Origin of the sequence: Jiangella gansuensis DSM 44835 (assembly GCF_000515395.1) — a bacterium.
Taxonomy (GTDB): domain Bacteria; phylum Actinomycetota; class Actinomycetes; order Jiangellales; family Jiangellaceae; genus Jiangella; species Jiangella gansuensis.
In genome coordinates this window covers 1,973,598-1,985,826 of record NZ_KI911782.1, presented here as the reverse complement: position 1 = coordinate 1,985,826, position 12,229 = coordinate 1,973,598, and the positions used below count along the sequence as shown (strand labels likewise).

Sequence of the window (12,229 nt, the reverse complement as noted above, 5' to 3'; positions counted from 1 at the left end):
CACCCGCGCCCGCAAACACGGCGACCGGCGCACCCTGGACCAACTCCGCTTCGACACCCTCACCGGCCTGGGCTGGACCGCCCTCACCCTCGGCCACCTCGGCTGCTGCCACCCCACCTGCGCAAGCCCCACCGGCACCACCGACACCACCGACACCAGCAACGACGACAACAGCCACAACGACACCAACGACAGCGGCACTACCAGCCACGCCGACACGCGCGGCAGCCACGACGACCACCGCTCCAGCGCGGCTCACGGCCCCCAGAACGCTCACAGCGACAGCGTGCTCCGGCTGGGAAAACGACGCGGCCGAGCCGCCACCGTCCTGGTCACGGTCCCCATCACCGCACTCGCAGGCGCAGACGACCAACCCGGCCACCTCCACGGCTACGGCCCCATCACCGCCACCACCGCCCGCCGCATCGCCGCCGACGCCACCCTTCGCCGCCTACTCACCGACCCCGCGACCGGCGAAGCCCTCGAATACGGACACACCACCTATGCCCCGCCGGCCGCGCTGGCCGCGTTCGTCGTCGCCCGCGACACCACCTGCCGCTTCCCCACCTGCGCCCGACCCGGCACCGACACCGACATCGACCACGTGATCCCGTATCACCAGGGCGGCACCACCGGCGCGGCCAACACCTGGCTCCTGCACCGCACCCATCACCTCGACCGGACACATCACGGGCACACCATCCACACCCACAGCGACGGCACCAGATCCTGGACCACCCCCGCCGGCTTCACCTACCCCGCCGAACCCGAGGCCGTCGGCCCCGTCGCCGGAACGCAAGCCCCACCCGAACCCCCACCCTTCTGAACCTGACAGCACCCGAGACCGGCGGACTCGTGCGCCTCTGTGGCGGTCAAAAGCGCTTCTCGTCCGCCTTCGGAACAGCGAGAGGCACTCCGCACGGAACCCCTGACACCGACCCCCACGGCAGCACCGCGACAACGAGGAGCGCCATGCCCGACGATCGAGCACCGTCCCACCGCCTGAGCTGCCGGTCCATCATCACCGCTTTCAGCGCAGCGGGCCCTGCACGCAGCAGCCGTCGCTGCCGCCGCGTCGCTCAGCCCGGCGCGGACACCGGCCACTGCCTCGGCCACCATGGCGTCACCGCCGACGCAGACGAGCTGGTCCGGGCCGGCCGCCGCTCGCCGACGCCGACGGTGCCACGGCTGGTCGCCTGCTATGTCCGCCAAGACGGCGTCGCTCAGCCCGTTCCGGGCGGCTGTATCTGACTGAGACCGGGAGGACTCGAACTACTCAGCCGGGACCGGTCGAACGGATGATCTGACGGTCCGACCAATCCGGCTGCCCATCCGCGACGAACACCGTGCATGACCGCGACAACGCATCGGTGGAGTACCCGGGGGCTGGCCGCACTGGCCGGGCTAGTGGCCGGTGGACTCACCCTCGGAGTCGGTGAGCTGGTCGCGGCCGCGGTCGATCCGCCTGCGGCGCCGTTCCTCGCCGTCGGGAACACCTTCGTCGACCTGACGCCGGAGTGGCTGAAGAGCTTCGCCATCCGCACCTTCGGCGAGGACGACAAGCTGGTGCTGCTGATCGGCATGGGTGCCGTGCTGGCTGCGGCGTCCATGGCCGGTGGGCTGCTGGAGCTGTGGAGGCGCCGGGCCGGTGTCGGACTGCTGGCGCTGCTCGGAGCGGTCGCGATCGCCGCGGCGCTGAACCGGCCGGGCGCGCAGGCCGGGTACGTGCTGCCGGCGCTGCTCGGGGTCGTGGCCGGCGCGGCGACGCTCACCCTGCTAGTAGGCCGGCTGCGCCGCACGGACGTGGACCCGGCGATGGCGTCCACTCCGGACGAGCTCGACGCCGCGGCCGATGCGCGGCTGCGGCGCCGCCAGTTCGTGGTGCTCACGGTGGCTGCCGCCGGGCTCGCGGTGCTCACGGCGGCCGGCGGGCGTCGGTTCGGCTCGTCCCTGCAGGAGGTGCGGGAGGCCCGCGATGCCCTGCGGCTGCCGGCGCCAGCCGACCCGGTGCCGGCGGTGCCCGACGCGGTGTCCCTCGATGTCGACGGGATCACGGAGTTCCGCACACCCAACGCCGGCTTCTACCGCGTCGACACCGCGCTCGACGTCCCGAAGGTCGACCCGGCGGGCTGGCGGCTGCGCATCCACGGCATGGTCGAGCGCGAGGTAGACCTGGGCTTCGACGACGTCCTCGGGCTCGACCTGGTCGAGCGGATGATCACCCTCACCTGCGTGTCGAACGAGGTCGGCGGCGAGCTCGCCGGCAATGCCGTCTGGCTGGGTTACCCGCTGGCGGACCTGCTGGCCCTGGCCGGCCCGGCCCGAGACGCGGACATGCTGCTGTCCACCAGTGTCGACGGTTTCACCGCGAGCACACCGCTCGACGTCCTGACCGACGGCCGCGACGCGATACTGGCCATCGGCATGAACGGCGAGCCGCTGCCGCTCGAGCACGGCTTTCCTGCCCGGCTCGTCGTGCCCGGCCTGTACGGCTACGTCTCGGCCACCAAGTGGGTGACCGACCTGGAAGTCACCCGGTTCGATCGGGCGACGGCCTACTGGACCGACCGCGGCTGGGCCGATCGGGCGCCGATCAAGACGGCGTCGCGCATCGACGTACCCGGCTCGTTCGCCGATCTCCCATCCGGGCGGAACGTCGTCGCCGGCGTCGCGTGGGCGCAGCACCGGGGCGTCAGAACCGTCGAGGTGCGGGTCGACGACGGCGACTGGCAACGCGCCGAGCTCGCCGCAGAAGCCTCGATCGACACGTGGCGGCAGTGGTTCTGGGAGTGGGACGCCGAGCCGGGCAACCACACGCTGCGCGTCCGCGCCACCGACGGCACGGGCGACCTGCAGACGGACGAGCAGGCGCCGCCGTTCCCGGACGGCTCCAGCGGCTGGCATTCGGTGGTGGTGCGCGTGAGCTGACCAGACCTCCGCCGACGACGACCCGACCATCCGTGCACGACATCGACCGTGATCGAGAGGGAACCATCATGAAGCTCCTGACCCGCCGGACCCGCACGCCCATGATCGTCGCGAGCATTGCGGCCCTGGCCCTCGGCCTGTCCGCCTGTGGCGACGACGGTGACGACTCCACTGCCACCGGCGACGACGCCGCCGCGGCGGCGCCCGAGGACGACAGCACCGATGACGAGACCGCGCCGGCCGACGACGCGATGGCCGGCCCGGTCGGCCCCGGCTGCGCCGACTACGCCTCGACGGTCCCGGAAGGCGAGGGCTCGGTCGAGGGCATGTCCGACGACCCGGTCGCCGTGGCCGCGTCGAACAACCCGATCCTGACCACGCTGACCGCCGCGGTGACCGGGCAGCTCAACCCGGAGGTGAACCTCGTCGACACCCTGAACGGCGACGAGTTCACCGTCTTCGCCCCGGTGGACGACGCGTTCGCCGCGGTCGATCAGGCGACGCTGGACACACTGGCCTCGGATGCCGGCCTGCTCACGACGGTGCTGACGTATCACGTCGTGCCTGGTCAGCTCTCGCCGGACCAGGTTGTCGGCGAGCAGACCACCGTGCAGGGCGGCACCGTGACCGTCTCCGGGACGCCGGACGCGATGACCGTCAACGACGCCAGTGTCGTCTGCGGCGGCGTCACCACCGCCAACGCGACCGTGTACCTGATCGACGGCGTGCTCATGCCGCCGATGTGATGTGACTCGCCTGACCCCCGCCGTGCCGCGTCGGTCAGCGCTCCGTGGGGGCGCTGCCGGCGCTGCGCTGCGCGCCCAGGTCCCAGACCGGCCGGATCGGCGTTGGCGCACCGCCGCCATCACCGTCACCGTCGTCGGCGGAGAGGAAGCGGTCGACGAACCGTCCGATGTGCGCCTGCCAGCGGGCGTTCGCCGGGTCGTCCTCCAGCGCCCGCATCGCCGCGTCGAAGTCGTCGCACTCCACGAGGTGGAACAGATGGTCGCCGCTGCGCCAGATGGTCCAGTCGTGGATACCGATCCGGGCGAACGTCTCGACGAGGTCGGCCGGGATCCGGTCGTGCTCGCGTTCGTAGTCTTGCCGGGCTCCCGGACGCAGCACGGAGTGCAGGGCGACTCGCATCGGCTATCCCATCCTTTCGGTGACGGAGTCGGCGGTCGGTGCGTCGGCGCGCAGCAGGCCCGCGTCGGCCAGTTCGGCCCACACCAGCGGGTCGAGCGGCTCCGAGACCAGGGCGGCGTTGCTGACGATCTGCTCCGGCGAGTCGGCACCGAGCACGACGGTGGCGACCGCCGGGTGTGCCAGCGGAAACTGGGCCGCCAGCACAGGAAGCGTCGCGCCGTGGCGTTCGGCGATGTCGGCGATGCGGTGCGCCCGCTCCACCAGCGCGGCCGACGCCTGGGCGTAGTCGTAGCGCGCGACCGGCCCCGGCCGCGGCGTGGCCAGCAGCCCGGAGTTGAACACTCCGGCCGCGGCCACGGAGACGCCGCGTTCGGCCGCCAACGGCAGCAGGTCGTCCAGGGCGCTCTGGTCGAGCAGCGTGTAGCGCCCCGCCACCATGACGATGTCGAGATCCGTCTCGCGGACGAACCGCGCCAGCATGGCCGACTGGTTCATGCCGGCACCGTAGGAGCGGATGACGTCCTGCGAGCGCAGCTCCTCCAATGCCGGGAACGCACCGTCGAGGGCTTCGCGCTCGTGGTCGTCGGGGTCGTGGACGAACAGCACGTCGATGCGGTCGAGGCCGGTGCGGCGCAGGGTGTTCTCGAGCGAACGCAACACCCCGTCGCGGGAGTAGTCGCGCACCCGGCGCAGCGTGGCGGGTACGTCGAACATGCCCGGGTCGCGCTCGCCGGCGTAATCCTCGTTGGGCACGAGGAGCCGGCCCACCTTAGACGACACGATCAGCTCGTCCCGGGGCCGCCCGGCCAGAGCCTGCCCGAGCCGTTCCTCGGCCAGCCCGAGCCCGTAGTGCGGCGCAACGTCGAAGTACCGCACGCCGGCATCCCACGCGGCCGGCACACAGCGCGGCCACACGTCGTCGGGCAGCGCCTGGTACAGGTTGCCGAGCGCGGCGACGCCGTAGCCGACCGGCCCGACGGAGAGTCCACCACGTCCGAACGGTCGCCGCCCTGTCAGCACGCCCGCCACCTTCTCACGCCGCTCCAGGTGGTGCTCACTCGGTCCGGGACCGCAGGGCGGCGCTCAGGAGCTCGTAGGTATCGGCACCGAAGGCGACCAGGCGGACCCGTTCCACCTCGGTGGGGGTGGTCAGGACTGTGTCGACGGCGATCCGGGCGGCCGCATCCGGCGGGTAGCCGTAGACGCCGGTGGAGATGGCCGGGAAGGCGACGCTGCGGGCACCGAGTTCGTCGGCCACGCGCAGGCTGGCGCGGTAGCAGGAGGCCAGGAGTTCGGGCTCGCCGCGGGTCCCGCCGTGCCAGACCGGGCCGACGGTGTGGATGACGTGGCGGATCGGCGGGTCGAGATCGAAGGCCGGGGTGGCCACCGCCGCACCCGGCGGGCACGGCGCCAGCGCGCCACCGGCCTCGGCCAGCCGCGGCCCCGCGGCCCGGTGAATGGCCCCGTCGACGCCGCCCCCGCCGCGCAGCGACGAGTTGGCGGCGTTCACGATCGCGTCCACGTTCTCTGCGGTGATGTCACCGCGGACCACCTCGACCGACACCATGCCGCCATCGTCGCAGACCACGCACAGCCCCGGGTACGGTCGTCGGGCACGGAACCGGATCCGCGCGGCCGTCGCCATTTCCCGCACCATCCGGCCGATAGGAGTTGCATCCATGTCCCTATCCGCCACGCGGTGGCGTTGGCTTCTCCCAGCCGCGCTCGTGATCGTCTGGCTGACGGTGGGGTCCGTCGGCGGGCCGTTCGCGGGCAAGCTCTCGGAGGTCTCCGAGAACGACAACGCGGCCTTCCTGCCGTCCAGCGCGGAATCCACCGAGGTTGCCGAGGCCCGCGCCGCGAGTAGCGACGACGACACCATTCCGGCGGTCGTGATCTGGGAGGACGTCGACGCCACGGCGGCCGCCACGACGTCCGACGCGGCCGCCCAGCTGGCCGCGGTCGCCGAGCTGCCCGGGGTCGCCGGCGAGGTCAGTCCGCCGATCCCGGCCGAGGACGGCGAGGCGTTGACCGCCTTCGTTCCGATCGGCACCGACGGCGGGCCCGAGGTCGACGCCGTAGTCGAGGAGACCCGCGGCGCCGTCGCCGGCATCGGAGGCGGAGCGGTGTACGTGACCGGCCCGGCCGGCTTCGCGGCGGACCTGGGGTCGGCCTTCAGCGGCATCGACGGCGTCCTGCTGGTGGTGGCGCTGTCCGTAGTGCTGGTGATCCTGCTGGTGGTCTACCGCAGCCCGGTGCTGCCGATCGTGGTGCTGCTGTCGGCGCTGTTCGGGCTCGGCCTCGCGGCCTGGGCGGTCTATCAGCTCGCCGACGCCGGCACCCTCACGCTGAACGGGCAGAGTCAGGGCATCATGTCGATTCTCGTGGTCGGCGCCGCGACCGACTACGCGCTGCTGTTGGTGGCCCGCTACCGCGAGCAGCTCAGCCAGCAGGACGACCGCTTCGCCGCGATGGCGACGGCGCTGCGCCGGGCCGCCGGGCCGATCCTCGCCTCCGGTGGCACGGTCATCGCCGGGGTGCTCTGCCTGCTGCTCTCCGACCTCAACTCCAACCGCAGCCTCGGTCCGGTCGCGGCGCTGGGCATCGGTGCCTCGCTGCTGGTGGCTCTGACGTTCCTGCCCGCGGTGCTGGCGCTGCTCGGCCGGGCGGCGTTCTGGCCGTTCCGGCCGGCTCGCCCGGGTCGCGGCTCTGTCGAGGACGAGGCGCCGGAAGCCCGGCGCGGCCTGTGGGGTGGGGTGGCCCGGCTGGTGGCCCGGCGGCCGCGACCGATCTGGGTCGGCGTCACCGTGGCGCTCGCCGCACTGGCCGCGCTGGTGCCGATGTTCGAGGCCGACGGGGTGTCCGAGACCGACCTCTTCCTCGACCGGGTCGAGGCGGTGGCCGGCCAGGAGGCGCTGAGCCGGCACTATCCCGGCGGGTCCGGTTCGCCGGTGGTGGTGGTCGCCGACGCCGCCGACACGGAGGCGGTGGTCGGGATCGTCACCGCAACGAACGGCATCAGCGATGCCGCACCCGCCGACACTCCGGACGACCGGGTGATCATCGAGGCGACCCTCACCGACGCCGCCGACGGCGACGCCGCGATCGGCACCGTCCGCGAACTGCGCACCGCCCTGGACGATGTGAGCTCCGACGTCCTGGTCGGCGGCCGAACCGCGGAACTGCTGGACAGCAACGAGATCTCCGCCCGGGACCGCACCGTCATCATCCCGATCGTGCTCGTGGTCATCCTGCTGGTGCTGATCGTGCTGCTGCGCTCGGTGCTGGCGCCGGTGCTGCTGGTCCTGACGGTCGTACTGAGTTTCGGTGCGACACTCGGCGTGGCGGCACTCGTCTTCGACCAGGTCCTCGGCTGGCCGGGCGCCGACCCGGGCGTGCCGCTGTTCGCGTTCGTGTTCCTGGTGGCGCTCGGCATCGACTACAACATCTTCCTGATGAGCCGGGTGCGGGAGGAGTCGCTCGAGCTGGGCACCCGGCCCGGGGTGCTGCGCGGCCTGGCCGTCACCGGCGGCGTCATCACCTCCGCGGGCCTGGTCCTGGCGGCGACGTTCTCGGCACTGGCGGTCATCCCGATCCTGTTCCTGGCGCAGATCGCGTTCCTGGTCGCGTTCGGCGTGCTGCTGGACACGTTCGTGGTGCGCTCACTGCTGGTGCCGGCACTGGCCTACGACCTCGGGTCGCGGGTGTGGTGGCCGTCGCGGCGGCTCGGCGGCCGCGGCGCAGGCGACGGCTAGCGGCGCCGCCTGACTTCGGCGGTGGCGACCGGGAACCTTCGATCACTGCGAATCGCGAGCGGCGCCGGTGATGTTGCGGGCCATACCGCCGAAGACGATCCCGTGGAACGGCCACACCGCCCACCAGTACAGTTGGCCGGCCAATCCGTGGGGTACGAAGACGGCGCGCTGCCGGTAGAGCGACCCGGCTCCGTCCGGGGTCACGGTGATCTCCAGCCAGGCCCGTCCCGGCACCTTCATCTCCGCGCGCAACCGCAACCTCCGGCCGCGGTCGAGCTCCTCGACCCGCCACCAGTCCAGGGCGTCGCCGAGCTGCAGCCGCGCCGGGTGCCGGCGGCCGCGCCGCAGTCCCACGCCGCCGGCGAGCCGGTCCAGCCACCCGCGCACCGCCCAGGCCAGCGGGAACGAGTACCACCCGTGCTCGCCGCCGATGCCCTCCACCACCTCCCACAGCCGCTGCGGCGGGACGTCGCATCGCACTGACCGCTCGTCGGTGCGGACCGATCCACCGGACCACGCGGGGTCGGTGGGCAGCGGGTCCGCCGGCGCGCCGGCAGCCGACGCCGCCGACCAGTGACTCTCGACGTCGGCGTCGCGGATGCGCAACAGCGCCAACTCGACCGCCCGCTCGTACGGCGTCGGTGTCGCCGGAGTGGGCAGGAGCGCGCGCAGGTCGTCCTCGGTGCAGACGGCCTCGTGCTCGAGCGATTCGATGAGCGGCATCGCGATCGACCGCGGCACCGGCGTCACGAGATTCACCCACTGCCCGGACAGCCGGGGCGTCAGCAGCGGCACAGGCACGATCACCCGGCGCGGCAGACCGGCCACCCGGGCATACCCGCGCATCATGTCCGCGTACGTCAGCACGTCCGGGCCGCCGATGTCGAACGTCCGGTTCGGCGCTCCCGGGAGGTCCGCGGCCGCGACGAGGTACGCGAGCACGTCGCGCACCGCGATCGGCTGGGTCCGGGTGTGCACCCACCGCGGCGTCACGCTGACCGGCAGGCGTTCGGTCAGGTAGCGCAGCATCTCGAAGCTCGCCGACCCGGACCCGATGACCACGCCGGCTTGCAGCACGATCGCCGGCACCGGACCGTCGAGGAAGATGCGCCCGACCTCGGCCCGCGATGCCAGGTGGGCCGAGAGCCCCTGGCCACCGGCCGGGTGCAGCCCGCCGAGGTAGACGACGCGCCGCAGTCCCGCGTCGCCGGCGGCGGCCGCGACCGACTCAGCGGCCCGCCGGTCGAGGTCCGCGAAGCCGCGGGTATTCATCGAGTGCACCAGGTAGTACAGGACGTCGACGGCTTCGGCCGCCCGCCGCACGCCGTCGCGATCCAGGACGTCGCCCCGGACGACCTCCACATCGGGCGCCCATGGAACGTCGCGCAGCTTGCCGGGGTCGCGCGCCAGGCAGCGCACGGTGTGCCCGGCGAGCAGCCGCGGCACGAGCCGGCTGCCGAGATAGCCGGTTGCCCCGGCCACGAGGACGCGCATGTGGTGGCCTTACCCCATCCGCGGCGGCGTTGGCTGCGAACCCCTTCGGGTACCGGGACCGTCGACGAGGAGGACCCCCACGTGAGCGATCGAGACACCCGGGCGGCCGTGGTGCTGTTCACCCGCGACCTTCGGGTCCACGATCACCCGGCCCTCGCGGCCGCCTGCGAGCACGCCGACCGGGTGGTGCCGCTGTTCGTGCTGGACGACGCGATCCTGGCCGGCCCGTTCGCCGCGCCGAACCGGGCCGCGTTCCTGGCCGGCGCGCTGGCCGAGCTGCGGGAAGCGTTGCGCGAGTGTGGCGGTGACCTGGTGCTGCGCCGTGGCGACGTGGTCGAGGAGACGCTGGCGGTGGTCCGGGAGACAGCGGCGACGGCGGTGGTGTGCAGCGCCGACGTCGGGTACGCCCGGCGCCGGGAGCGCGCGCTGGCCGCGGCCTGCGCGGCCGAACGGGTGCGTTTCCGCGCCTATCCGGGCGTCACGGTCGTGCCGCCGGGCGAGCTCGTCCCGGCGGGCGGCGGACACTACCGGGTGTTCACGCCGTACTGGCGAGCCTGGGATGCCGCGAGGTGGCGCGACCAGCTGAGCGCGCCGGGCGCGATCAGCACCGGCGCGCTGGACCAGGTCGGCCGGCTGCCGTCTCCGTCGGAGCTGGTGGACGGCGACGCCTCGCCGGAGCTGCCGGCAGGCGGCGAGACGGCTGGCCGGCGCCTGCTCGACGCCGCGGTGCGCCGCGCCGGGGACGGCGAGCCCGACCTCGACGACCTGGCCGGTGACCGCACCTCCCGGCTCAGTCCGTACCTGCACTTCGGCTGCGTCTCGCCGCTGGAGGTGGCGAACCGGCTGGCCCAGTGCTCCCCCGGCCAGGTGCGCCAGCTCGCCTGGCGCGACTTCCACCACCAGGTGACGGCCGACTTCCCCGCCATCGCCCGCCGCGATTACCGCGACAGGGACATCGCCTGGCGTGACGACGCCGGTGCGCTCGAGGCCTGGCGGCGCGGCCAGACCGGGGTGCCGATCGTGGACGCCGGGATGCGTCAGCTGCTGCGGGAGGGATGGATGCACAACCGGGCCCGGCTGGTGACGGCGTCGTTCCTGACCAAGAACCTGCGCATCGACTGGCGCTCTGGTGCCGCACATTTCTTCCACTGGCTGGTCGACGGCGACATCGCCAACAACGCCGGCAATTGGCAGTGGGTGGCCGGCACCGGCAACGACACCCGCCCCAACCGGGTGCTGAACCCGCTGCGGCAGGCCAAGCGGTTCGACCCGGACGGCGGCTACGTCCGGCGGTACGTCCCCGAACTGGCCGGCGTCGAAGGCGCCGCCGTGCACACGCCGTGGACGCTACCCGCCGCCCGGCGCGAAGCGCTGGACTACCCGGACCCGCTGATCGACATCTGAGGCTGGACCAATCCGGATCGGCGACGGCGACGAACTCAGGACAGCCGGGGGCGACACCTCCGGGTGAGACGATGAGGGTGCGGACAGCGGAGGGCGCTGCATGGTGACGTTGCGATCGGTGCCGGCCGGACAGCCGGAACCCGGGCCGGCTGATCGGCTCGAACAGCTCCTCGGCCGCTGTGCGCGCGGCGACACTGCGGCGTTCGAGCAGGTCTACGACAGCATGGCCGGGCCGGTGCTCGGGGTGGCGACCACGGTCATCCGCAACCGCGCCCAGGCCGAAGAGGTCGCACAGGACGTCCTGGTGGAGATCTGGCGGACCTCGGCGCGGTACTCGCCCGAGCGGGGCAGCGCCCGCGGCTGGATCATGACCATCGCGCACCGGCGCGCCGTCGACCGGGTCCGGCACGCCCAGGCCGAGAGCGACCGCGAGGAGCGCGTGGCCCGCCGCGACGACGACCGGCCGTACGACCAGGTTGCCGACGAGGTCGAGTCGACCGTGGAGCGTGAGCAGGTCCGCCGCTGCCTGCAGTCGCTGACCGAGCTGCAGCGCGAGTCCGTGTCGCTCGCGTATTACGACGGCTACACCTACAGCGAGGTCGCGCAGCTGCTGCGAACCCCGCTAGGCACCGTCAAGACACGGCTGCGCGACGGCCTGATCCGCTTGCGCGACTGCATGGGGGCGGGTCGATGACCAGGCACGAGGACGCCGACATCCACACGCTGGCTGCGCCGTACGCCGTACACGCCTTGCCCCCGGAGGAGGCGCGACGGTTCGAGGCACACCTGGACCGTTGCCCGGACTGCCGCACCGAGGTCGCGGAGCTGCGCGAAACCGCCGCCCGGCTCGGCTCGGCCGCTGCCGTCGTACCACCGGCCCGGATGCGCCAGGACGTCATGTCCCGCATCGCGCAGGTGCGGCCGCTCCCGCCGGTCGAGCAGGCCGCCGGCCGGAGCGACGGCGCGCTCAACGGCGACGCCCGGCCCGGCGCCCTCCTTCCTGACGACGGCAACGTCAGCGCGATCCGCCGCTGGTGGCCGAAGGTGGCCACCGGGCTGGTGGCGGCCCTGCTCGCCGGCATCGTCGCGCTGGGGGTGCGGCTGGACACCGTTCAGGACGAGCTCGACCGCTCCGAGCAGATCGGCGCACAGATGCGTCAGCTGGTCGAGGCCGAGGACATGGAGATGGTGCGTGTCGGCGACGGCGGGAGCCGGGGCACCGTCCTGGTGGCCCGGTCGCTGGACCTCGCCGTCTTCGTCGGCGACGGCATGGCTCCGGCGCCGGAAGACCACACCTACCAGCTCTGGCTCATGCACGAAGACGGTGTGGTGGTGTCGGCCGGTGTCCTGGGCAGTCCGCCGGACGGCCACGTCGGACCGGTGACGGCGCGCGGGCTGGCCGGCGTGGAGCGAATGGGCATCACGATCGAGCCGGATGGTGGGTCGTCCGAGCCCACGTCCGACCCCGTCATGATGATCGAGCTGCCGGCCTGACACCCGCC

The 12,229-nt window shown here is 72.9% G+C and carries 11 protein-coding genes; 7 read left to right on the top strand and 4 right to left on the bottom strand.

Annotated elements, in window-relative coordinates; genetic code table 11:
* The 3 genes from JIAGA_RS34940 to JIAGA_RS0109625 form a co-directional block, all read left to right on the top strand.
* On the top strand, positions 1 to 826 hold an 826-nt coding region (locus JIAGA_RS34940; RefSeq protein ID WP_169738850.1), incomplete at its 5' end, for an HNH endonuclease signature motif containing protein.
* A gap of 524 nt (positions 827 to 1,350) precedes the next feature.
* Complete coding sequence (locus JIAGA_RS0109630) at positions 1,351 to 2,928, top strand: molybdopterin-dependent oxidoreductase (RefSeq protein ID WP_026875489.1); 1,578 nt, start codon at positions 1,351 to 1,353, stop codon at positions 2,926 to 2,928.
* Between the two features lie 68 nt (positions 2,929 to 2,996).
* Positions 2,997 to 3,674 (top strand): fasciclin domain-containing protein, encoded by a 678-nt coding sequence (locus tag JIAGA_RS0109625; protein WP_035813841.1) that lies wholly within the window; start codon positions 2,997 to 2,999, stop codon positions 3,672 to 3,674.
* Positions 3,675 to 3,708: 34 nt separating this feature from the next.
* On the opposite strand, the gene JIAGA_RS0109620 is transcribed toward JIAGA_RS0109625, so the two are convergent.
* The 3 genes from JIAGA_RS0109620 to JIAGA_RS0109610 are packed head-to-tail and all read right to left on the bottom strand — an operon-like array spanning position 3,709 to position 5,641.
* Positions 3,709 to 4,074, bottom strand: a complete 366-nt coding sequence (locus JIAGA_RS0109620; RefSeq protein WP_026875487.1) for an L-rhamnose mutarotase — start codon at positions 4,072 to 4,074, stop codon at positions 3,709 to 3,711.
* 3 nt (positions 4,075 to 4,077) lie between these two features.
* Entirely contained in the window at positions 4,078 to 5,094 is a 1,017-nt protein-coding gene (locus tag JIAGA_RS0109615; protein ID WP_211239591.1) for an aldo/keto reductase, read from the bottom strand.
* Positions 5,095 to 5,128: 34 nt separating this feature from the next.
* The gene (locus JIAGA_RS0109610; RefSeq protein ID WP_026875485.1) at positions 5,129 to 5,641 is read right to left on the bottom strand and encodes an O-acetyl-ADP-ribose deacetylase; all 513 of its coding nucleotides are present in this window, start codon (positions 5,639 to 5,641) and stop codon (positions 5,129 to 5,131) included.
* Positions 5,642 to 5,753: 112 nt separating this feature from the next.
* Here JIAGA_RS0109610 and JIAGA_RS0109605 point away from each other — a divergent pair, with 112 nt between their 5' ends.
* Positions 5,754 to 7,829 (top strand): MMPL family transporter, encoded by a 2,076-nt coding sequence (locus JIAGA_RS0109605; protein WP_026875484.1) that lies wholly within the window; start codon positions 5,754 to 5,756, stop codon positions 7,827 to 7,829.
* A 42-nt stretch (positions 7,830 to 7,871) separates the two neighbouring features.
* On the opposite strand, the gene JIAGA_RS0109600 is transcribed toward JIAGA_RS0109605, so the two are convergent.
* Positions 7,872 to 9,323, bottom strand: coding sequence for an SDR family oxidoreductase (locus tag JIAGA_RS0109600; protein WP_026875483.1), 1,452 nt, complete (start codon positions 9,321 to 9,323; stop codon positions 7,872 to 7,874).
* A gap of 81 nt (positions 9,324 to 9,404) precedes the next feature.
* Between JIAGA_RS0109600 and JIAGA_RS0109595 the strand changes: the two genes are divergently transcribed.
* From JIAGA_RS0109595 to JIAGA_RS0109585, 3 genes are all read left to right on the top strand, one after another.
* Complete coding sequence (locus tag JIAGA_RS0109595; protein ID WP_026875482.1) at positions 9,405 to 10,727, top strand: cryptochrome/photolyase family protein; 1,323 nt, start codon at positions 9,405 to 9,407, stop codon at positions 10,725 to 10,727.
* A 100-nt stretch (positions 10,728 to 10,827) separates the two neighbouring features.
* Positions 10,828 to 11,421, top strand: a complete 594-nt coding sequence (sigK, locus tag JIAGA_RS0109590; RefSeq protein ID WP_051425916.1) for an ECF RNA polymerase sigma factor SigK — start codon at positions 10,828 to 10,830, stop codon at positions 11,419 to 11,421.
* Positions 11,418 to 12,221 carry an anti-sigma factor gene (locus JIAGA_RS0109585; RefSeq protein WP_035812330.1) on the top strand — a complete coding sequence of 268 codons (804 nt, stop codon included), beginning with the start codon at positions 11,418 to 11,420 and terminating at the stop codon, positions 12,219 to 12,221. The genes sigK and JIAGA_RS0109585 overlap by 4 nt, the downstream gene beginning before the upstream one ends.
* Positions 12,222 to 12,229: the final 8 nt, after the last annotated feature.